The 23650-nt window shown below is 47.2% G+C and carries 14 protein-coding genes and 2 tRNA genes; 11 read left to right on the top strand and 5 right to left on the bottom strand.

The genetic code is table 11. The annotated features are described in order from the left end of the window. The first annotated feature begins 257 nt into the window (after window positions 1-257). Window positions 258-1988: a thiamine pyrophosphate-dependent enzyme gene (locus tag C4S39_RS02940; protein WP_103965556.1), complete on the top strand. Its 1731-nt coding sequence runs from the start codon at window positions 258-260 to the stop codon at window positions 1986-1988. A 13-nt stretch (window positions 1989-2001) separates the two neighbouring features. On the opposite strand, the gene C4S39_RS02935 is transcribed toward C4S39_RS02940, so the two are convergent. The 4 genes from C4S39_RS02935 to gltX form a co-directional block, all read right to left on the bottom strand. Then, window positions 2002-3129 carry an ADP-ribosylglycohydrolase family protein gene (locus C4S39_RS02935; RefSeq protein ID WP_103965555.1) on the bottom strand — a complete coding sequence of 376 codons (1128 nt, stop codon included), beginning with the start codon at window positions 3127-3129 and terminating at the stop codon, window positions 2002-2004. Between the two features lie 464 nt (window positions 3130-3593). Next, window positions 3594-3669, bottom strand: a tRNA-Glu gene (locus C4S39_RS02930). A gap of 38 nt (window positions 3670-3707) precedes the next feature. Beyond that, window positions 3708-3783 (bottom strand) — tRNA-Ala (locus C4S39_RS02925). A 53-nt stretch (window positions 3784-3836) separates the two neighbouring features. Continuing rightward, window positions 3837-5231, bottom strand: coding sequence for a glutamate--tRNA ligase (gene gltX, locus C4S39_RS02920; RefSeq protein ID WP_103965554.1), 1395 nt, complete (start codon window positions 5229-5231; stop codon window positions 3837-3839). A 200-nt stretch (window positions 5232-5431) separates the two neighbouring features. Between gltX and C4S39_RS02915 the strand changes: the two genes are divergently transcribed. The 9 genes from C4S39_RS02915 to C4S39_RS02880 all read left to right on the top strand — a co-directional run bounded on the left by C4S39_RS02915 (window position 5432) and on the right by C4S39_RS02880 (window position 17823). Continuing rightward, window positions 5432-7006, top strand: coding sequence for an acyl-CoA ligase (AMP-forming), exosortase A system-associated (locus tag C4S39_RS02915; protein ID WP_103965553.1), 1575 nt, complete (start codon window positions 5432-5434; stop codon window positions 7004-7006). After that, window positions 7006-8241, top strand: coding sequence for a pyridoxal-dependent decarboxylase, exosortase A system-associated (locus tag C4S39_RS02910; RefSeq protein WP_181023736.1), 1236 nt, complete (start codon window positions 7006-7008; stop codon window positions 8239-8241). Before C4S39_RS02915 ends, C4S39_RS02910 begins: the two co-directional genes overlap by 1 nt. A 551-nt stretch (window positions 8242-8792) precedes the next feature. Beyond that, window positions 8793-9629, top strand: coding sequence for a PEP-CTERM/exosortase system-associated acyltransferase (locus C4S39_RS02905; RefSeq protein ID WP_103965552.1), 837 nt, complete (start codon window positions 8793-8795; stop codon window positions 9627-9629). A 174-nt stretch (window positions 9630-9803) separates the two neighbouring features. Further along, window positions 9804-10148 (top strand): hypothetical protein, encoded by a 345-nt coding sequence (locus C4S39_RS02900; protein WP_258039261.1) that lies wholly within the window; start codon window positions 9804-9806, stop codon window positions 10146-10148. Next, complete coding sequence (locus tag C4S39_RS02895) at window positions 10117-11562, top strand: hypothetical protein (protein ID WP_103965550.1); 1446 nt, start codon at window positions 10117-10119, stop codon at window positions 11560-11562. Before C4S39_RS02900 ends, C4S39_RS02895 begins: the two co-directional genes overlap by 32 nt. A gap of 12 nt (window positions 11563-11574) precedes the next feature. Further along, window positions 11575-13917 (top strand): diguanylate cyclase, encoded by a 2343-nt coding sequence (locus C4S39_RS02890; RefSeq protein WP_258039260.1) that lies wholly within the window; start codon window positions 11575-11577, stop codon window positions 13915-13917. Next, window positions 13800-14477, top strand: a complete 678-nt coding sequence (locus tag C4S39_RS15675) for an EAL domain-containing protein (protein ID WP_258039259.1) — start codon at window positions 13800-13802, stop codon at window positions 14475-14477. Before C4S39_RS02890 ends, C4S39_RS15675 begins: the two co-directional genes overlap by 118 nt. 100 nt (window positions 14478-14577) lie before the next feature. After that, window positions 14578-15594, top strand: a complete 1017-nt coding sequence (locus C4S39_RS02885) for a ribonuclease T2 family protein (RefSeq protein ID WP_103965673.1) — start codon at window positions 14578-14580, stop codon at window positions 15592-15594. 321 nt (window positions 15595-15915) lie between these two features. Continuing rightward, window positions 15916-17823 carry a GGDEF domain-containing protein gene (locus C4S39_RS02880; protein ID WP_103965549.1) on the top strand — a complete coding sequence of 636 codons (1908 nt, stop codon included), beginning with the start codon at window positions 15916-15918 and terminating at the stop codon, window positions 17821-17823. A 175-nt stretch (window positions 17824-17998) separates the two neighbouring features. On the opposite strand, the gene C4S39_RS02875 is transcribed toward C4S39_RS02880, so the two are convergent. Next, complete coding sequence (locus C4S39_RS02875) at window positions 17999-19561, bottom strand: NAD(P)H-hydrate dehydratase (protein ID WP_308457299.1); 1563 nt, start codon at window positions 19559-19561, stop codon at window positions 17999-18001. 71 nt (window positions 19562-19632) lie between these two features. Here C4S39_RS02875 and purL point away from each other — a divergent pair, with 71 nt between their 5' ends. After that, entirely contained in the window at window positions 19633-23619 is a 3987-nt protein-coding gene (gene purL, locus C4S39_RS02870; protein WP_103965548.1) for a phosphoribosylformylglycinamidine synthase, read from the top strand. Window positions 23620-23650: the final 31 nt, after the last annotated feature.

Genomic DNA, 23650 nt, shown 5'->3' with positions numbered 1-23650 from the left:
GGAAATTCGAATGCCTTTGTTTTAATATCTATCCCCATATAAGTATTGGATAGGTAGATATTCAAGTGCAAGCACGAGCATTGCAAATGTACTCACTTACTGCTCGTTTCTGTAAAGGATTTGTTAGAGCCGGGGCATGAGTAATTAATATTACTTTCTGAAAAGTTCCTATTTAACAAACATCAGGCGGGAGCATCCTGCCTATTTAGATATTTCTCTGTTTGAATTCATCGCACTTAAACATTTAGGAGAATCCCATGAATCGTACCGTTGCCGAACAATTGGTCGAAATGCTAAAAGCGGCCGGTATCCGTCGCATTTATGGCGTCACTGGCGATAGCCTGAATTTTTTCAACGATGCTTTGCGGCGGGATGGCAATATGGATTGGATTCACGTTCGTCATGAGGAAGTTGGCGCCTATGCAGCGATGGCTGAGAGCGTGCTGGGTGGGATGGGTTGTTGTGCTGGCAGTTCCGGGCCGGGGCATGTCCACCTCATCAATGGTCTTTACGATGCTCATCGCTGGGGTGCACCCGTGTTGGCCCTGACCTCGACCATTACCTCCGAGGATTACGGAACTGAAAGCTTTCAATCCACCGATCTGCACATGTTCGACGGATGCAGTTATTACAATGAGGTAGCGACGACACCGCAGCAATTGCCGCGAATGTTGCAGCAGGCGCTTCAGCATGCATGGAATCGTAAGGGTGTAGGCGTGTGTGCTTTTCCCGGGGATTTGATGACATGCAACGCCGATGATGACGCACTATGTGCCGATTTGTACCGGCCACAGCCGGTGTTGACCCCTTCTGACGCTGAGATTCAGCTATTGGCGGAATTGATTAATAGTTCTCAGAACATTGGCATTTATGCAGGCGTTGGTTGTGCCGATGCCCGTTCAGAGGTGATTGAGCTGGCTCGTCTTCTCAAAGCTCCAATGGCTTATACGCTTAAAGCCAAGATGATGTTGGAATATGAAAATCCTTACGCTGTGGGATTGACGGGTTTGCTCGGCAACAAGGCCGGCGCTCGCGCCATCACCGGGGGCAAGCTGTTGCTCATGCTCGGCAGCGATTTTCCTTGGAAGGAATTTCTCGATAGCTCGGTCAACATCGTACAAATCGACAACAAGCCGGAACGGCTGGGGCGGCGTGTTGCATTGCACATGGGTCTGTGCGGTGATATCGGCCCCACGTTATTAAAGTTGTCGCCATTAATTAATCCCAAGACCGACGCTGGTTTTCTAAATGCCTGTCAGGCGGATTATGTCGAAGTGGAAGAAGATCTCCGCGTGCATGCTGCTGATCCGGGGGAGGAAAACTTGATTAAGCCTGAGTTTGTGGCCGCGTTGATTGATCGGCTAGCCGATGTCGATGCCATTTTCACCGCCGATACCGGCATGAGTACCGTATGGGCGGCACGTTATTTGCACGGTACCGGAAAGCGCACATTGATGGGTAGTTTTTCTCACGGATCGATGGCCAATGCGATGCCGCAATCAATCGGCGCCGCATTACACTCGCCCGGACGCCAAGTCATCGCATTTTGTGGAGACGGGGGTATTTCGATGCTTATGGGAGATCTGATGACTATTGCCCAATATAAACTGCCGATAAAGCTGATTGTTTTCAATAACCGCAGTTTGGGAATGGTCGAACTGGAAATGCAGGTTGCGGGCTTGCCCGACTGGCAGACTAAAATGATCAATCCGGATTTTGCGCGGGTGGCGGAAGCTTGCGGTATCCGAGGCTATTCGGTCACTCATCCCGATGAGCTTGAGAATGTTCTTCAACAAGCCCTGCTGCATAACGGTCCGGCACTGGTGAATGTGTTCACTAACCCACATGTGCCGACTTTGCCACCGCACACTTCGGTCGGCGTAATGTCCCGTTATATACAATCTCAAGCCAAGCTGGCGTTGGGAGGCCGGATGGACGAAGTCTGGGATGCATTTAGGACAAATATCAAATATATCCGAGACCTGTGACATGCTAATTAAATCAATATTCCTGATTCTTTGCTCCATCGGCGACAACTGAAACTCCTACTTTTGAGGCCACATCCTGCGCAAGGCGCTGCAATATGTCGGTTTCATCGAGGCCTTCCAGGAAGCGCCTGGGTATACCGGATAACCCGGTTTGAGCTCCGACGAGTGCTCCGGTCAGAACAGCGCGCGCCTGATTTTCACCGCCGCCATTTACAGCGTGGAGTACTGCCGTTTCGAAATCGTTCGAAAAGCGGGCTGCAAGATGATAGGCGGCGGGAAGTTGGTGATATATAGCGCAGGTCATACCATAAACGGAGGAGACTTTCCAGGCAGGCTCTATGCGAACATCGGGATCCATAGCGGCACCCGCGACATAGGAAGGGGTGAGCAGGGCGTCTGGCGAGATAAAAAAACCACTTTCCAATGGACGATCCTTCCGCGGCGGTTGCAAGTCGGTATGCGCCATTGTATGGAAGGGCAGTTTTCTCGCCCTTGCCAGCCGCATGAGCTTGCCGGAAATATGGTCGTCGAGCTTGTCACCCTGTACCAGAAGTCCCAGCACCGCCCCGTATGCGACCGTAAGAGCAACAACGGTATCGTCGCGCTGGGTGAGGCGTGTGTTGCTAGAAATGGCGTCCGCCATTTCCCGCGGTTGAAAGGCGTAGCGTACTGCCAAGGCGAGTGTTCTTCCTATCCCTTCGGTGGTGTCCGCTGGTCCCCCCGTTTCTACTCCCCAAGGCAGATTTTGCTGGACACGTTTGCGCCAAGCATCGCGAATCGACTGCTGAGTGTATCCGCCCGGCCCGTTCACAGGCATGCCATTGAGCAACGGAAATATTTCATCGTCCATGCGCCGGCAGAAGTCCGCTTCATCATAGCCGCCGCGCTCGATGAGGGAACGCAGCATCAGGCGGAGAATAATGCCTCCCTGGGAAAGTTGCCCCGCTTTGAGATCACAATGGTAGCGGCCGGGCTTGGGGTCGGTATAGGTCGTGATCCAATCGCCGTAGTCCCGACGGAGCGCCGTCAGGTCATAATACCAATGAGGGCCGAGACTTAATGCATCCCCAACGAAGGCGCCCATAATAGCGCCCGCTGCACGATCCCGAGTGGCAGAGTCTTGATTAGAAGAGCCGAGCATATACTGATCCTCCTGTTAGCGTTGTCTGAATGATTTTCCGAACCCAGGAAATGAATCACTCATTAGTTATAATCGGAAGTAATTATGATGGCATATGAATATCGCATCCGTGCGATTACAAACATTGAATAGATTTAGGAGGAAAGATTCAGCACGTTTTAAGAGAGCATGCCTGTTTTTCTATTTCAAGAAGGTATGAAATAATTTAATAACGTCGGGCACATATAAGAGAAGAGCAGGTTATACCGTCAGCGCGGGCGACCTAAGTGAAAGAGATAAAACACAATTCACTTCATCGGCTATCCATCAGGCTACCGCTTATTCATGTATTGGCGTAGCCATTCCAGTGATAAGATTTTTACGGCTCCAACTTCGACGTTGTCTTCAAAATATATTTACAGAGTACACATAGATTATGCACGGAAGAAACAAAAAGACTTAAATTTGTTTAAGTATCTGTTTTTTGGCGTCCCCAAGGGGATTCGAACCCCTGTTACCGCCGTGAAAGGGCGATGTCCTAGGCCTCTAGACGATGGGGACATGTTATGTCGGTACAGCTTCGCGTTGCTAAAATTAACTGGTGGAGATAAGCGGGATCGAACCGCTGACCTCTTGCATGCCATGCAAGCGCTCTCCCAGCTGAGCTATACCCCCTGAGCAAAGGAAGGGGGATTATACTGATGCCTTGATTCATTGTAAAGAAAAGATCAATCCTGAAAATTGCCAAGATGGCTGTTCATGCGGGTGAGCGTTTCTTCGCGTCCGAGCAGCGCCAGTACTGCATCGATGGAAGGCGTGTGAATCTCTCCGGTTACCATGACGCGCAACGGCATCGCAATTTTCGGAAATTTAACGTCGTGCTCCTTGACTACAGCTTTTATTTCCTGATGAATCGATTCGCGCGTCCATTCAATGTGATGGAATTTTTCCAGCAGGCCGATCATGATCGGCTTTGCTTCCGCGGTTAAGTGTTGCGCTCTCAGTTCATCGGCGGGTTCCAGCGGACGATAAAAATACACCGCCGCATCGGCCAATTCTTCGATGGTATTGACTCTTTCCTTGAGTAAATCGACAACCAGCGCTAAGTCGGGGCCGCCATCAATTTGACAATGGTTTTTTGCAAGAAAAGGTGTGACCAATTCGGCTAAACACGCATTATCAGTGGCTTTGAGATATTGCTGGTTGATCCAGTGCAGTTTCTCCGGATTGAATTTAGCCGGGGAGCGGCTGATTGCGGCTAAATCGAACCATTCGACTAGTTGCTCGCGGCTGAAAATTTCTTCATCCCCGTGCGACCATCCCAGTCGGGCCAGATAATTCAGCAAGGCTTCGGGTAAATAACCGTCTTCACGGTATTGGATCACCGAGACGGCGCCATGACGCTTGGACAGACGCTCACCGTTCGCGCCCAGAATCATTGGAACGTGCGCATATTGGGGTAACGGCGCATTCAGGGCTTTAAGAATGTTAATTTGGCGCGGGGTATTGTTGACATGATCATCGCCGCGTATCACATGAGTGATATTCATATCCAGATCGTCGATCACGACGCTGAAATTATAAGTCGGCACGCCATCGCTGCGCAGTAACACCAAGTCATCCAGTTCAGTGTTGGCGACCGTAATCTTCCCCTTGATCTGATCGTTGAATGTAACATGGCCTTCTAATGGATTTTTCAGCCGGATCACCGGTTTTACGTCAGTCGGCGGGGTTTTTCGGGAATCACGCCAGCGTCCGTCATAGCGGGGTTTCAGGCCGGCAGCCAATTGCTGCTCACGCATGTTTTCCAGCTCTTCCCTGGTGGCGTAGCAATAATAGGCCTGATTATTTTCCAGTAATTGTTCGGCTACTTCATGATAGCGCGCTAGCCGTTGCATCTGATAGAACGGTCCTTCATCGTAATCCAACCCCAACCATGCCATGCCGTCAAGAATCGCTTGTATCGACTGTTGGGTTGAGCGTTCCAGATCAGTGTCTTCAATGCGCAGAATGAACTGCCCGCCGTGCTTGCGTGCATAAGCCCAGGAGAAAAGCGCGGTGCGCGCACCGCCAATGTGGAGATAACCGGTAGGGCTGGGTGCAAATCGTGTACGTACTATCATGATTGTTGTATTAACTGTAATGCCGAATGTCGGGAATAGGATAGTTTACGCGATTCCGTAAAACCAGTGTTTCTTTTGCCCCGGCTATTGCAAGTATGATGCATGTTCATCGAAGCTTGCGGCTTAAAGCCGATTATAATATGCGCAATTTAATTCCAATGATTTTTAACTGGTATGTATGATCATCATGCATTTGACAAATGACCGATTTAATCCATGATCTGATTTTTGCAACCGCGGAACGGTCGCCGGATGCTGAAGCATTGTTGTATCAGGATCGATGCATGTGCTACGCCATGCTGGCAGGGCAGATTAAGGCAAAAGCAGGTGGCTTGCGGGCGCTTGGTTTAAGTCGGGGCGAGCGGGTTGCAGTCTATCTCGAGAAACGTTTCGAGACTGTCATTGCATTATTCGCCGCAGCTGCCGCGGGAGGTGTTTTTGTTCCGGTCAATCCGGTATTAAAACCGCAACAGGTCGCCTATATTTTGATCGATTGCAATGTGAGGATACTGGTTACTTCGCTGGAACGATTGAAGTTATTGCAAACCGTTTTGTTATCCTGTCGTGATTTGCATACGATCGTGCTGGTGGAAGGCAAAGATAAACTTGCGGTCATTCCCGGTTTTTCCATCGTTTGCTGGGAAGAAATGGGGGGCATCAATACGGCTGTGCCAACGATCGATAGCGATATGGCGGCTATCATTTATACCTCTGGCAGCACCGGCAAACCGAAAGGTGTCGTGCTTTCACATCGCAATCTGGTTGCCGGCGCTAAAAGTGTTGCGCAATACTTGCAGAATTGTCCTGATGACCGGATTCTGACTGTGCTTCCGTTGAGCTTTGATTACGGATTAAGCCAACTGACGACGGCTTTTTATGCAGGCGCAGCAAACGTATTGATGAACTACCTGCTGCCGCGCGACATCCTCCGCGTTGTCAAGGAATTGCGCATCACCGGATTAGCCGCTGTACCACCCTTGTGGGTTCAACTTGCGCAGTTGCATTGGGACAAAGTGCCTTCGTTGCGTTATATCACCAATTCGGGTGGTGCCATACCCCGTACGATACTGGATCAATTACGCAATACTTTGCCTGATACGAAAATTTTTCTGATGTATGGTTTTACCGAAGCTTTTCGCTCAACGTATCTGGCGCCGGAAGAAATCAGCCGGCATCCTGACTCTATCGGTAAAGCGATACCGAATGCCGAGGTCATGGTGCTGCGGGAGGATGGGTCGCACTGTGTACCGGGTGAGCCTGGTGAATTGGTGCACCGGGGTGTTCTGGTAGCCATGGGGTATTGGAATGATGCGGAAAAGACCGTGACATGCTTCAAACCCATCAAGTCGCGCCAGGCTGGGTTGATGCTTGCAGAAATTGCCGCATGGTCGGGCGATACGGTGCAAATGGATGAAGAAGGATTTCTGTACTTCATCGAACGCCGTGATGAAATGATCAAGACTTCCGGGTATCGCGTCAGCCCGACTGAAATCGAGGAAGTCATCTACGCCACGGAATGTGTCGCTGAGGCAGTTGTTTTTGGTGTTCCGCATCCGATGCTGGGGCAGGCAATCGCTGTTATTGTTACAGCCAGGGAAGGCATTCAGCCGGATGCTGATAGGCTGTTGGGCGCGTGTAAGAAACAATTGCCCGCTTATATGGTGCCCAGTCATCTCGAGGTGCGCGAAGGAAAATTGCCGCTCAATCCAAACGGCAAAATTGACCGTAAATTTCTTTCCCGGCAATTACAACTACTATTTAGCGGAAACGACTGATGATCAATCAACTGTTGGAACATGCGCCGCTTGTGCAGTTTTCTGTGCAAAACGATTGCCTGCAGATAGGCGGGATGGCATTGACCCGATTGGCGGATCGGGTGGGTACGACACCGTTTTATGCCTATGATCGGAAAAAAATTACCGAACGGGTTGAACTGCTACGCCAGAATCTACCGCAAGAGATCTTGTTGCACTACGCGATAAAAGCTAATCCCATGCCGGCTGTGGTGCAGCATCTGGCAAGTTTGGTCGATGGCATGGATGTTGCCTCGGCAGGGGAGATGAGAGTTGCGCTGGATACCATTCTAGCCCCTGAAAATATAAGTTTTGCCGGTCCGGGGAAAAAGGTGCATGAGTTACGCAGTGCGATTGCCGCAGGTGTGGCGCTGAACATTGAATCACCGCAGGAAATGGAGTTGATCGCACAACAAGGCGTGGATTTAGGTATTGTTCCTAAAGTTGCCATTCGCATTAATCCGGATTTTGAGCTCAAGTCTTCCGGGATAAAAATGAGTGGCGGCTCCAAACCATTCGGTATAGATGCCGAATGTGTGCCAGATTTGTTGAAACGACTGGATTTACTTGCTTTGGATTTTGTTGGATTTCATATTTTTAGCGGTTCACAGAATCTGCATGCGGCAGCAATTCAGGAGGCGCACGAGAAAATCGTTTTGCTTGCCATTCAACTGGCTGAATATGCGCCATCACCGGTGAAGTTGCTGAATATCGGCGGTGGTTTTGGTGTGCCCTATTTTCCGGGTGACCGGCCGCTGGATATTGCAGCGATTGGTGTCAATTTGCAGCGTCTGATGAGGAAGATAAAGCAGCAATTGCCGGAAACCACGGTGGCGCTTGAGTTAGGGCGGTATCTGGTTGCCGAGGCAGGCATTTATGTCTGCCGTGTTTTGGAGCGTAAAGTGTCACGCGGGCAGGTCTTTCTCGTAACGGACGGCGGGTTGCATCATCATTTGGCGGCTTCCGGGAATTTAGGTCAAGTTATCCGCAAAAACTATCCTGTCGTCATCGGCAACAAAGTTCAAGGTACCGCAACGGAAATTGTTTCCGTCGTGGGGCCGCTATGCACGCCGCTGGATGTGCTGGCGGATCAAATGGCAATGGCTCGAGCATCCGTAAATGATCTGGTAGTTGTTTTGCAGTCAGGCGCCTATGGTTTGACCGCCAGTCCGACAGCATTTCTTGATCACCCTCCACCGGTTGAAGTGTTGGTTTAAGCAACCATTTGCCGCAAAAGCCATTATTTTTTCTGCAATAAAACGAGGCATAATCTATGCTATTCATTTTGATAAAGTTCTTTGCGCTAAGGAAGCACTGATTAATTGGCTGCACGAGCGAATCACTTCGTTGCACGGTACTCGCGCCTTCGCCTATCTCGTTGATATGTCTCAGTTGCTGCGTTCCGGGCGCCTCGTGCTTCATCTCGTTCGCCGAATTAATCAGCGCTTCCCTAAGTTTACATGTTGTTTATTTGTGCATGGGGGTTGGGTCATTACCGGATTTCTTCGATAAATTGTGCAAAGCGGTTGAATATTCGCTTTAAATATACTTAAATGGTGGTTAGGGGCAATTAATGTACATTCTCATTTAACATGAGAAAGTTTTTGTTTTATGCTAATAAAGTAGAAAATACACTGCAGTTGTTGCGTTTTTTCACTGATGATATAGCGTAGGTGCGATATATAATTTCTATGTATTGCTATTAACCGATTCATTATCATCTTCATTTTTTGAATAATTACAAATTGCTTTAAGGGTTTGTTTAAATATGAATAGAGTGAATTTTAAAACCAAGCCAGGTGATTCTATGGGTGATTTGTATCAGAATTTTCAGAAATTCTTTGAACTTGTTGCCGCTGATACCGCTGAACTTCTGGAACATGTTTACAGGATTCGCTATCAAGTATTATGTGTTGAACAACGTCTGCCTGGCTTTGACCCGGTACTGTGTCCGGATCAAATGGAAAGGGATGGTTACGATAGTCACTCGTCACACATTCTTTTGCGCTATCGCCCTTCCGGAGAATTTATTGGTACCGTAAGACTGATTCTGCCTGATTCATCCAGGCCTGAAAAGCCTCTGCCGGTAGAGTTATATGGGCAGTTGGATCCTGCATTGTGTGACGTCAAGGCATTGCCTCGTCAGCAAACCGCTGAAATTTCACGCTTCTTGGTTGTCAGCCGGTTTGACCGGCGTAAAGAGGATCGTCGAAAGCAAACGGAAGGGGCTGAGAGGGAGCGAAGAGGAGAACAACGAGAAAGGGAGCAAAGAGGAACACAACAAGATCGGCGCCAAGATCGGCGCTCTTCGGATCGGCGTTCTACACTTAGTATCGGATTGGTGCTTATGGCGGGTGTAATGCGTATGTCAGTCAAATATGACATCAGGCATTGGTTGTCGGTAGCGGATCCCGCACTGAATAAATTGATGAGTTTTTATGGTTTGAATTTTAATCCGATAGGCCCCCCAGTTAATTATCATGGTATACGCAGGCCTTATTACGTGAAAGTGGAAGATGCTTTGGAAAGAATGTATAACGAGCATCGTGACGCATGGGAAGTGGTAACTGATTGTGGCGAGTATAACCTTGCTCATACCAACTAATGGAATATCCGCCTTGAATCAGGGATCTGTTTCTTGAATTTATTTCATTTCTCAATACAAATTCGAATATTACGCTACTGTTTGTCAAGAGCCAGATCATACTTCGGATTTGCGCTATTTATCTGTTTTCTGGGTGTTAAAGCTGATGTCAGGGCAAATGATCACTATGAGATCGTGACTAACCTGAATGTCAGCGAAACCGCACTCACGGTCAATTCACTGCGTTCCATTTTTAGTATGAGTCTAAAAACCTGGCCGGATGGAACCAAGATTCGAGTATTCGTATTATCCGATGATGATAAGTTACATAAGGCGGTATCAAAGGAAAAATTGAACGTGTTTCCTTATCAGTTAAGGTCTACCTGGGATCGTTTGGTATTTTCGGGCACAGGTCAGGCCCCTATCAGAGTTAATTCAATAGAAGAGATGCGCGACAAGGTTATTAATACCCCGGGAGCGATAGGTTATTTGTGGAGAGCCAATATTGATGAAAATGTTAACGTGCTCCAGATTAAATAGTTGCTTTGTCAATCCTTTCAAATGGATTGCCAGGGGGATTATTTTGTTATTTACGGTGGGAAATATTTCCGTGCAGGCTCAGGAGTTTCCATCGCAAAAACAGTCTGAATTGATCAAGCCGCTTAATAAAAAACTGCAAAGCGCAGATTTGCTTGCTCAGATTAACGAGACCGAGGTTAGTCGCGTTACTGAGAAACCTGGATTGGTAAGCACCGCGATGCAGTGGTTGCGTTCAACAGACCGTCCGGGGGATTTGCAGATTCATGGTTTTGTCAGTCAGGCCTACATTACGACTTCCGATAATAATGTTTTTGGAAATAGTGATAACGGTGGCAGCTTCGGTCTTACAGAAGCAGGACTTAATGCTTCGTTACGGCCGCTTCCGAGATTGCAGTTGTCGGCTCAGGTGCTGTCACGTCGTGCCGGTGAGGGAAATTCGGGTATGCCACGCCTGGATTACGCTATCTTGGACTATCAGTTGTATTCTCATGAAGCAAACCAATTTGGTATTCGAGTAGGGCGATTGAAGAATCCCTTCGGTTTTTACAACGAGACCCGGGACGTGGCATTTACGCGTCCCAGCATTCTATTACCACAGTCGATATATTTTGATCGTACCCGGAATTTGGGGCTTTCAAGTGATTCTGTGCAACTCTACGGGAATGCTGCAGTATTTGATCGGGGTACATTCTCTACTCAATTTGGGGTAACGCTGCCCGTTGTGGATAATAGGGATACTGAGAGCTCGTTGCTTGGATTAGTGCGGGACGGAAGCTTGAATCGGGAAGTTTCGTACATAGGTCGCGGAATTTTTGAAACGAATGATAAGCGGCTTCGATTGGGTATCAGTGGAATATGGTTGAATACATCTTATGATCCGAAAAACCCGGTCTCTTCGCTAAATCCGTTAGAGCTGGGTCCTGGCGGATTAGAATTTACCCCCGTGTTTTTTTCTGCACAATATAATGCGGAGCGTTGGACATTGACATCTGAATATGCCATACGGCCTTTTCAGTATAATAACAGTTTCCAAAACCCAAGCCTCAATGGGTTACATGTCGTTGGTGAGAGTTATTACATCCAGGGAGAATATCGCTTTACTCCAAAATGGGAAGGAATTTTGCGGTATGATGCGCTATTTACTGATCGTTCAGATCGGAATGGAAGCGATTGGGTTGCTCAGAATCCTGAAAGGCGGCATGGTCTGGAGCATTCCCGCTTTGCCAAAGATATCACTGTGGGCTTACGCTGGAATGTTACGCCGGCGTTCATGCTGCGGGCTGAATATCATTATGTGAACGGAACGGCATGGTTATCAGGTTTGGATAATCCAATTGATCTAAGAACGAGGCGCCCATTTGATACTGATCAACACTGGCATCTTTTCGCAATTCAGGCCTCTTATCGTTTCTAGGCAGGTATTCTAATGGAGACTAGTTCCGGGGTTAAATTGGAAAAAGCGCTCATTATTTCAAGCTACAAGGGCCGTCGGTTCCGCAGCCTGAGATGGAAAATCTCATTAAGCAGCAGTTTGATATTGCTGGCCGTTGTAATGCTGTTTTGTTTTGTTAGCTATCTGGGTTTAATGGCTAATTTTGACAATCAACAAGAGAGTGATTACCGGCGTTATTCCAGAGAAGTCAACAGCCTGATCCAGAACACTTCGCAGAATTTATATCAGCTGGCTGAAATGATTCCGTTCCTGGACGGCATGAAAAAGGCTTTGCTGATGAGTGATGATGAAGCTATCAGTAATGCTTTTGATTCGCATTGGGCACTGTTGCAATTTCATAATAGTGTTGAATTTATTCATTTCTATAATCCGTCGAATCAATTGAGCGCCAGTTGGGACAGTTTGGCTACCAATATAGATGACAGTATTTTACTGTCAAATTGGGTGTACCAGGTTAATCAGTCCGAACGGCCGATCAATCCGTTGCTTTGCCGGGAAAGCTGCATTCAATACATTGTCGCGCCTCTGCTGGTAGAAGGAAAGAAAGTAGGTGTCGTGGTTATGGGAATTTCCCTGGCGGACGTGTTTCTGGCTTTTAAGCGGCTCTCCGGCGCCGATATGGGTTTGTTGATCAAAGAGCAAGATAACCTGAAGCAGGGCGATTCTGATTTCTGGCATTGGGATATCTATATTTCAGCATTAACCAGCAAAGAAAGAAATCTTGAAATTCTCAATAAGGCGGCTCAGAACTATACGGATATGTCCGCGTTGAGCGATGGAATTCAAGTTCGCTGGAATGATCAGTATTTTCAATTAAAGGTATTCCCGCTTAATTCATATGAGCCGGATAAAGCCTATTTGGTCATCATCACGGATGTTACGGCCGCAGTGAATAATATTTATGATTCTATCTGGAAAATTGCATTAATCGGTTTGCTGGGGCTAATTTGCTCTGAAATTTTGTTGTTTCTTATTTTTACCAGGTTACTGGCAAAGCTCAAAGATGTGGCGTTCATGCTTCCACTGCTTGCCGACGGACAATTTGAGAAATTCCGCTTGTCTCTGGCTGCTACAGGCCGTGTACAACGTTTTAGAGATGAGGTCGATACGCTTTCGGAAGCAGCCGTATCTTTGTCGGTACAGCTGGAAAAGCTGGAGCAGGAGGTATCAAGCCGGACTGAAATGCTGATTGAACAAAAGAATGAGCTCAGCAAAGAAAGAGATTTTGTGAAGAATTTGCTGGATACGGCGCAGGCAATTGTGTTAACTCAGGATTCCAACGGCGAAATTATGTCATTAAACGCCTATGGAGAGATGCTGACTCGTTATTCGGAAAGTGAGTTGTATGGCAAATCTTTTCTGGATATCTTAATCCCGGATTATGAATCACACGACCTGCTTTTTCACATTAAAGAAATTCATACCGGACAAAGGATGCAATTGCGTCATGAGGCTATAACGCATTGTAAGGATGGAACAACGCGCCATGTTGCCTGGCTGCACTCGCATTTATCCTGGAAATCTCCCGATGAGCCATCAATTTTATCAGTCGGTCTGGATGTTACCGAGTACAAGCGGGTTGAAGGGCATTTGGCCTGGCTGGCTGATCATGATCCGTTGACTAATTTGTTTAACCGGCGCCGCTTTAGTGAAGAACTGGAGCAGGTGCTTAGCCGCGCGGAGCGGTATAACCACCCGGGCGCTTTGTTATTCTTTGATTTGGATCGCTTTAAGTATATCAACGATACCAGCGGGCACCAGGCCGGCGATACACTGCTTAAAATGGTTTCGAGTATGCTGGCGCAAAACATTAGGGCGGATGATATTACAGGCCGTCTCGGAGGGGATGAGTTTGCGATCATTTTGCCGGAAATTAATGCCAACGGGGCGATAGGCGTGGCCAAGAAGGTGTTGGATCAACTGAGTCTGGCACAATTGACGATCAATAATCGTACTCACAAAATTTCAGCCAGCATCGGAATTGCCTTATTTCCCGAACACGGTGCCAACATCCATGATTTGCTGGCAGCTGCTGATCTCGCCATGTATCAGGCAAAAGCAATGGGACGGAATGCCCCTGGTATTTGTTCTCGGATAAGGACCGCAGCCGCGAACGTATTCATACGCTGGTATATTGGAAGGAAAAAATCGAGTATTCGCATTTACATGATAATTTCATATTGTATTTGCAGCCGATTATGCATGTTAAATCGAAAAAAATTTCGCATTATGAAGTACTGTTGCGTATGCAGGATATCGATGGCACGGTGTTATCGCCGGCAGATTTTATCCCCGCTGCAGAGCATACCGGGTTAATTCATGCGATTGATCATATGGTGCTGCGCAAGGCCATAGCGCAAGTAGCCGAAATTTACCAAGCCGGATTTCAAGTTAATTTCTCGATCAATTTATCTGCGCATGCTTTCAATGATCCGGAATTATTGCCAATTCTCAAGGCAGAATTGGCATTGCATCAAATGGAACCGGCATGCGTGATGTTTGAAATTACTGAAACTGCGGCATTGGAAGACTTGCCCGGAGCACGCGGATTAATGGTGGAGATTAAGGAATTGGGTTGTGGTTTTGTGCTGGATGACTTTGGTGTTGGTTTTTCGTCATTTTATTATTTGCGGGAATTACCGGTGGATGTTGTAAAAATTGATGGTTCGTTTATACGTAACTTATCCGAAAACAGTGATGATCTTATTCTGGTGAATGCACTCTGTAGTGTTGCGAGGGGTTTTGGCAAAAAAATTACAGCGGAATTTGTCGAGAGTGCGGAAATACTCTCACTAATAGAAAAAATGGATATTGATTATGCTCAAGGCTATTACATAGGAAAGCCGGCACCTGCAAGTCAGTTTCTGATGAAATAAACGGTAGCTCAGTGGTGTGCGGCGCATGGGGTAGCAATATCATAGTTTGTTCGACAAGCAGCCATTTGGAATAATGGCGGAGCAATGGGGCAAGTTCAGCATGAAATTTCGTAATAGCAGAGTTTTTCTAATTTTGCTGACCGGACTGGCGATCTTGTTTGTTCATCCCGTATTTGCGGATAAAGTGAGTGGAATTTTCTCCGCACAGCAGTCTTGCCCAGCCTTTGTATCAAAAAATAAATCAACCAATCCGGATAATGCACAAATTCTGGCGGGCAACCGGTACGCTATTATCGAGGCCGGCAAATCAAACTCTCCTGCCTGGTATCGAATTGTTCTGCCAAGGGTTAAGCCTGAAGCGCGTTGGATAAGTGCGGCCTGCGGTCAGGCGCAGATAACAGGTGGAGACACGGGAGATAATGAAAGTGGCGAAAGTGATAATAACTGCAATACTGCAGGTCAAGTGGATAGTTATGTACTGGCACTATCATGGCAGCCTGCTTTCTGTGAGACTAAACCGGACAAGCCGGAATGTGAAATAACTGATCCGAATGCGTATCACGCCAAGCATTTTGCATTGCATGGTTTGTGGCCGAACAAAAAAAACTGCAATAAGAATTATGCATTCTGCGGTATTGTAAAAAAGAAGAAAGATGAATTTTGTGATTATCCGGAGATTCAATTGGATGCCGCTTCACAAGCATCATTGGCAGAAGTAATGCCCAGTGTGATAGCTGGCTCTTGCCTTGAGCGGCATGAGTGGCACAAACATGGCAGTTGTCAGGAAAGCTGGTCGATAAGTGAATTTTTTGATCTGTCTGCTGATTTAGCGCGACAGTTTAATGATTCCGGTATGGCTTATTTTATGAATCGTAGAATTAACCAGCAGGTGCGTACGGAAGATTTTCTTAATCGCCTGGAGGCGGTACTGGGTTTCGCTGCCAGAGATCGAATTAAACTGAATTGCAATCAGCAAGGAATGATGGTGGAGATTCAGTTGAGTCTGTCTGGTGATTTAATTGCGGGCGCTGATCTTGAAAAATTGATCATGAATGCGCCAGTGCAAGAAAAATCCAATTGCGGAGAAACGTTCCGGGTTGATCGCATTGGACAGTAATCCTGTCTGAGGAAATACAAAGATTATCCACTTCAGGTTTATTCTAATTCCGGTATTTGAAGAAGATCATATTCGGTTGATCAAGCGATTTGGAATTATTCATAAGATCAAGTATCAATGGAACACTAAAAATTCCGTAATCATAAATTCACTAGGGGAGTCTACTACAGGTTTCTAGCATCATAAGAATCAAATGGCTGTGAGTAATTGGGCGACACTTGATGTTTACTGTTGATAATCAATTTGAGATCATTAAGATTATGTTATTGCTGATATTTGTATCGCTAAAGTTTTTGTCTGGTAATTGCAGGGAGCGATTATATGAATCAATTTGCTAATGCTAGTCCATCCGTAATCGCACGGGAGACATTAAAGCAGCTTGCCATACTCAAAATACAACCCACTCCTGAAAGCTATTTTAAGCTGTACAACCAAATAGCAGGCAATCCAGATAGTCAGGTTTCTGCTGCTACTGCAAAATTACTGATAGAGCTGGCAAAAGAATTTCCTCGTCATACACCACCTTTACTCAACTGTGCCAATAGCTTAGAGCAGGCTGTGAAAGATAAGAGTTGGTCCGATTTTAAATCCGTATTGATAAAATTTGTTGCGACCGTAACGGCTTCTAATAAGTCTGTTCCGCCGATTGAAACTGCAAAATCTATACCTGGAACATTCTGGGTAAAAATTATTAACAGCTTATTCGATAATCTCGCTGATTCGGAAGATTTTTCTAAGAACGTAGATAAAAGAAAAAAATTAAAATATGTACTGGATGAATTTTCTGACAATCCTGAACTTGCTTACAGTAAATTAATGGCATTAATTCAGTCATGGGAAGTTTCGGATTTTACCTCTCAAGAATCTGAAGAGATTATAGAAAACATATCGATACCGGTATCGAATGCAAACTCTTTTAAGCAACAATCTGAGCCCAAAGAGGATGTTCTGGCACAAGAATATCAAATCAGCGGCTATACGGATCAATTGCTGGAATTGCTGGCACAGATTCTGGAACAAATAATTGCTAATCAGATTGAAGATAAAGTTCTGGCAGGCGAGGCTAGATCTCTGGGTAAGCAGGTTAAAAAAATTCAAAGCAAGCTGGGAATGGAACAATTCATGGCTGGTTTTCAGAGATTCTGTATCAAGTTGGAATTGGGTAATGAGGACAAATCGAATATACAACAAGGCCTGCTTAAATTATTAAGCATGCTGATGGATAGCACAAGCGAATTGTTGTCCGAAGATCAGTGGATTAAATTACAGGTTTCCAAGTTAAAGAAAACGATGTCTAGGCCACTGGATATGCAGATAATAGCGCAAGCTGAATTTTCGCTTGGAGAAATAATACAAAGGCAGGCCAAAGTAAAACAAAGCCTGAGCAAAGCCAGGGAAACCATGCGGCAAATGATAGCTTCCCTGATTTCCAATCTTGAAGAACTTTCGGATGCTGCAGGCGGATATCATGAGAAATTAGAATACTATTCCGAAAAGATTAATCAGATAAATGGTATTAATGATATAAATCAATTGCTTGAAGATATAATGCAAGAGACTCAAAAAGTGCAAAATAATGTGCTGAAATATCGCAATGATTTGGTATTTGCGCGTGCAGAAATTAATGAAGCACAAAATCAAATCAATCAGCTTGAAACGAAGCTGCAGGAAATGAGTGAACAAGTGCAAGAAGATCATCTTACGGGTGCACTGAATCGGCGAGGATTTGATAAGGCATTCGAACGTGAGATTACACAATTAGCTCGCAGCAAGGGAATGCTTTGCTTTGCTTTATTGGATATTGATAATTTTAAGCAGTTAAACGATACGCATGGACATCATGTGGGTGATGATGCATTGAAATACTTAGTTGAGGCCGTCAAAGAAACTGTGCGCCGGGATGACGTGATATCACGCTATGGTGGCGAGGAATTTGCAATTTTACTGCCTAATTCCGGGTTAAAAGTGGCGATATCAACAGTTGCGAGGATACGGCGTTATCTAACCAAGAAATTCTTTTTGCATGGAAACAATCGATTGTTGATTACATTCAGTGCTGGCGTGACCCAATATCAGCCGGGGGAATCTCAGGAAAGTTTGTTTAAGCGTACTGACGAAGCGTTATATTTTGCTAAAAGAAACGGTAAGAATCAGATTGTTGCAGCTGAAGAGGCTGCAACTGGTGAGATTTGTGAAAGTCAGGATTTAAATCTGGTTAACACCATTTGATTCAATGTAGTGACGCAATCGCCAAGATCCAATATCAGTTTGAATATTACATGCTGTGCTGGCGTGACATGTTATTTTGTTCGTTTCTTTGTTCTTATCGTCTAGCACCTGAGCCGCTGTAACTGAGAAAATTACCCGGGTTATTCGTCAATGAAAGACGAAGTTTGTTAATGTCTTATAGGGTTTCATGTAAAGGGTTTGAAGGATTTGCGTTTTGGTAGATCCATTTATTTAGCAACAGCCGAGCGACACCGATAACCTCCGATGCAATCATTCCCAGCGGCCCATGATTTTTCTGCAGCAGGTAGTCTGCTGCAGTGCCATGCAAGTAAACAGCAAGCAATAGTGCCTGGCCGGGATTCAAACCTTGTGCGATCAGTGCGCCAATAATTCCGGCTAATACATCGCCGGTGCCAGCAGTACTCAGTCCAGGATTGCCGCTGGTGTTCAGATAACGTTTTCCATCCGGGAAACAACAAATGCTGCCTGCGCCTTTCAATACGACATAACAATTAAAACTGCGCGAGATTTGATGCACGGCATGCATTCGATCGTTTTGTATGGTGGCGGTGTCGGTATTCAGAAGGCGCGCAGCTTCGGCGGGGTGTGGGGTCAAAATAGCTGGCACATTGCGCTGGCTGAGATTTCTGGCTAGATCAGGGTGTAGAGCAATCAGGTTGAGTGCATCGGCATCCAACACCAGCGTGAATTCACTATTCAAGGCAGTTTCCAGCCACAACAATGCTTGCGCGGATTGCCCCAGGCCGGGGCCAACTACCAGGCAATTCAATGGACTCAATGTGAGCAATTCAGATGGAGCGCATAGCATCAATTCCGGCTGCGAGAAATCGACCGGTGGTGCGTTCTCTGCCAGTAAGCCGAGATACACGCGCCCTGCGCCCAGATGCAAAGCAGACCGGCCTGCCATCAGCGCAGCGCCAATCATACCGGTGGAGCCGCCGAGAATCGCCACGTTGCCGAATGAACCTTTATGACTGTTGACAGGGCGAGGTGGTGGCAGAAGCGAATGCATAAGCTTCTGATTCAAAAGCCAGATGTGCGGATGTGGTGGCGAGGATAACAAGATATTCAGGTCGCGCAAAACGATCGTGCCGCAGCATTCCGGCCCGAAGTTCGTGAACAGGCCCGGTTTGAGTCCAATAAATGTTACGGTGAGGGCGGCGCGGATTGCCGTACCGTAAATGCAGCCATCATCGCTGCCGAGTCCGGATGGAACATCCAGAGATACAATGGGAATATTCATTCGATTGACGGTATTCACCCATTCTCGATATTTACCTTCGATGGGTCGGCTTTGAGACGGATTCAAACCAATGCCGAATATGCCATCAATTACCGTGTCCCAGTTTCGATCGCCGTCAGGCATATCAGCAAGAATTTCGCCACCGATATCGAGCCAGGCTTGCATTGCCAGTTTGGCATCCGGTGGAACGCGATTACGATCACCGTGAAAAACCACAGTAACGGCATTTCCCCATTCCTTCAAATAACGTGCCGCAACGAAGGCATCGCCGCCGTTATTGCCTGGGCCGGCGAGTACCAGTACGTGAGGATTGGATTCTTTGTGCAATTGATCACGGATGATTTGTGCGGCGGCTAAGCCCGCTTTTTCCATTAACTGAGGAGGCTCGGGCAGCAGGGCGGTCAGATGTTCTAATGCGCGAATTTCTGCAGTAAGCAAAACCGGATCAGCAGTCATCATATTTTTCATACTCATGGGATGATCAGCGATAAGTACAGCTTCTCGTGTAAAATTGCAATCTTTATATAATAATTTTATTTCCTCCGATGCTCCAATTTTGTGGTGGACGTGCGTTTTCTCCGTTTCGTCTAGAGAAATTATTCAAAGAGATTAGAATCTTCAATCTGTCAGTAACAGCGATTCATGCGGAATATTGGCATTTTTGTTCCGTGACGCGTAATTTGCGAGGTGATGAACTGGATGCGTTAAGAAAAATACTTAACCATCATCAGATACAGGAAAGTGAACGCCATTCAGGGGAGTTTTTTTTAGTCTTGCCGCGTCCGGGCACAATTTCCCCATGGTCAACAAAAGCCACGGATATTGCTCATCATTGCGGCTTAACCGCTGTCGAACGCATTGAGCGGGGGATTGCGTATTATATTCAATGCGATGTGCAGCTTGCGATGGATGACAAGAATCGTCTCGCACTCGCGTTGCATGACCGCATGACAGAAGCCGTTTTTGCTGCGTTTGATGATGCTGTCAAACTATTCCAGCATTTCCCTCCGAAACCGCTCAACACGATTGATGTGATGCACGGCGGCATTGAGGCTTTGTTACAAGCGAATCGGAACATGGGGTTGGCTTTATCGCCCGATGAAGTTGATTATTTGTTACATCATTTCAGGAGCGTGCAGCGTAATCCGACCGATGTCGAATTGATGATGTTCGCGCAGGCTAATTCCGAGCATTGCCGCCACAAAATATTCAACGCTGACTGGATTGTTGATGACAAACCACAGGATAAATCGTTGTTTGCCATGATACGTAATACGCATCAAATGCATCCGCAGGGTACTCTGGTGGCGTACGCCGACAATGCCAGCGTGATAGAGGGTGCGAAAATCAACCGTTTTTATCCAGGTAATCAGCAAACCTACGGTTACGCCGAAGAAGAAACCCATGTATTGATGAAGGTTGAAACGCACAATCATCCGACTGCGATTTCACCGTTCCCAGGGGCTGCAACCGGAGTCGGTGGTGAAATTCGCGATGAAGGCGCTACAGGGCGAGGTGCTAAACCAAAGGCGGGATTATGCGGTTTCTCGGTATCCAATCTGAATATTGATGGGTTTGTGCAACCGTGGGAGTACGATGGAAGCGATAATCGAGTAACCTATGGCAAGCCCGGACGCATTGCATCGGCGCTACAGATTATGCTGGAAGGCCCGATTGGCGGAGCGGCATTCAACAATGAGTTCGGGCGTCCCAATCTGGCAGGTTATTTTCGTACTTTTGAAGAGCACCTGGGCGGAGAGATGCGTGGTTATCACAAGCCAATCATGCTGGCGGGCGGTATCGGGCAGATTTCAGAGGTACACGTACGTAAGGAAAAATTCCCCGCGGGCACTCTGCTGATTCAACTGGGCGGGCCGGGTATGCTGATCGGCCTGGGCGGTGGTGCGGCTTCCAGCATGGATACCGGCAGCAATGCCGAGGCATTGGATTTTGATTCGGTGCAGCGTGGTAATCCGGAAATGCAGCGACGCGCACAGGAAGTGATAGACCGGTGTTGGCAACTACAGCGAAGTGGCGTTGAGAATCCAATTTTATTTATCCATGATGTGGGTGCGGGAGGTTTATCCAATGCGTTTCCGGAATTGGTGCACGACTCCGGCTGCGGCGGACGTTTCAATTTGCGTGCTGTTCCCTCTGAAGAAACCAGTTTGTCACCGATGCAGATTTGGAGTAATGAAGCCCAGGAACGTTACGTTTTGGCAATAAAACCGGAATCTTTAGCGCTGTTTCAAAGCATTTGCGCGCGTGAACGTTGTCCGTTTGCCGTAGCGGGTGAAGCCACGAGTGATGAACAATTGGTGGTAACCGATGCGCAGTCCTCCACAGCGCCAGTCGATATGCCGCTGCAAGTGCTGCTTGGCAAGCCGCCAAAAATGATGCGGGACGTTGCTCACAGTAACCGGGTAATTCCTATGCTTGATTGGCGGGGCGTAAGCTTAACCGAAGCTGTTTACCGGGTTTTGCGTTTGCCTGCGGTGGCCGATAAAACTTTTTTAATTACTATTGGTGATCGCAGTGTCGGTGGCTTATCCGTACGCGATCAGATGGTTGGTCCGTGGCAGATTCCGGTTGCCGATGTTGCGGTGACCAGCATGGGATATCAGACTCATTTGGGTGAAGCATTTGCCATTGGCGAGCGTACACCCCTGGCTTTGATAGATTTCAGGGCAGCCGCACGCATGGCGGTAGGCGAAGCGATTACCAATATTGCCGCGGCATCAATCGGCAATCTCGAAAAGATTAAATTATCGGCTAATTGGATGGCTGCAGCCGGACACGCAGGTGAAGACGCCGGACTGTATGACGCAGTGCATACCATCGGCATGGAATTGTGTCCGCAACTGGGTATCAGCATACCGGTTGGAAAAGATTCGATGTCGATGAAAACCACCTGGGAAGAATCGGGAGTGCGCAAGGACGTTACGGCGCCACTATCGCTGATTATCACCGCTTTTGCAACGGTGATGGATGCGCGCAAAATCCTGACGCCTCAATTGCGCACTGATTGTGGCGACACTGAACTTATTTTGATTGATTTGGGGCAAGGGAAAAATCGATTGGGCGGTTCAGCATTGGCGCAAGTGTATAAACAGATTGGCAATGTTGCGCCAAATATTGATGGTGCAACGGGTGCGCAGCACTTGAAAAAATTCTTTAATGCGATTCAGCAGCTCAATGAAATGAGCCAACTGCTTGCATATCACGATCGTTCCGATGGCGGTTTATTCGTGACATTATGTGAAATGGCATTTGCAGGACATACCGGCTTGACCGTGAATCTGGATCAGCTGTGTTTTGATCCGCATAGCTGTGATATCGATGGATCGGAATTGCAGCCTGAGCAATTGAGCGGACGCTTCCTGGAACACCTTTTAAAGGTGCTTTTCAATGAAGAGTTGGGTGCTGTGATTCAAATTCAAACCAGGCGGCGCCAGGAAGTGTTGCAAGTGCTAGCCGAAGCCGGATTGCGTGACGTCAGTTTTATCATCGGCCAATTAAATAAAGCCGATGAAGTCCGTCTGATGCGAAATAATAAACCCGTGCTGGCAGAGAAACGGGTAGATTTACAGCGCGCCTGGTCGGAGACTACGTATCAGATGCAAAAGTTGCGTGATAATCCGGATTGCGCGCGACAGGAATACGATCGAATCCTTAATGCTGCCGATCCGGGACTCCAGGTCGAGCTGTGTTTTGATGCCAATGATGATATTGCGGCGCCATATATTCAAACTGGGGCGCGTCCGGGTATCGCCATATTGCGTGAGCAAGGTGTGAATGGGCACGTGGAAATGGCAGCGGCTTTCGACCGCGCCGGCTTTAGAGCAATCGACGTGCATATGAGCGATATCCTGTCAGGCCAATCGTCTCTAAAAGATTTTATGGGATTGGCTGCCTGCGGCGGATTTTCTTATGGGGATGTACTGGGTGCGGGCGAAGGCTGGGCCAAGTCGATTTTGTTCAACCTACGTGCACGCGAAGAATTCGAAGCGTTCTTTCAGCGTAGCGACACATTTGCGCTGGGTGTATGCAACGGTTGTCAGATGATGAGTAATCTGCATGAGATTATTCCCGGCGCCGAAGCCTGGCCTCGTTTTAAACGCAATCTATCGGAGCAATTTGAAGCACGTTTTGTCATGGTGGAAATACAACCTGGCCCATCGTTATTTTTTGATGGCATGGCCGGAAGCCGAATGCCGATCACGGTGGCGCATGGCGAGGGCAAGATTGAGCTTTGTTCCGATCAATCCGGCAATATTGCATCACTGGTGACCATGCGATTTGTGGATAATTACGGACAAGTAACCGAGCAGTATCCTTATAATCCGAACGGGTCGCTCCAAGGGATCACCGGATTGACTACACCGGATGGGCGATTTAATGTGTTGATGCCACACCCGGAACGGGTATTCCGAGTGACACAGCATTCCTGGTATCCCGGTATTCGTTCTGATTGGGGGGAGGATGGACCTTGGATGCGTTTATTCCGGAATGCGCGCAAATGGATTGGATAACTCACTATTTTATGAATCTGTTAACAGGATA

The organism is Nitrosomonas ureae (assembly GCF_900108305.1).
In the GTDB taxonomy this organism is placed as follows: domain Bacteria; phylum Pseudomonadota; class Gammaproteobacteria; order Burkholderiales; family Nitrosomonadaceae; genus Nitrosomonas; species Nitrosomonas ureae_B.
Note: the sequence above shows the minus strand (reverse complement) of the source record. Positions and strands in the feature narration are given on the sequence as shown.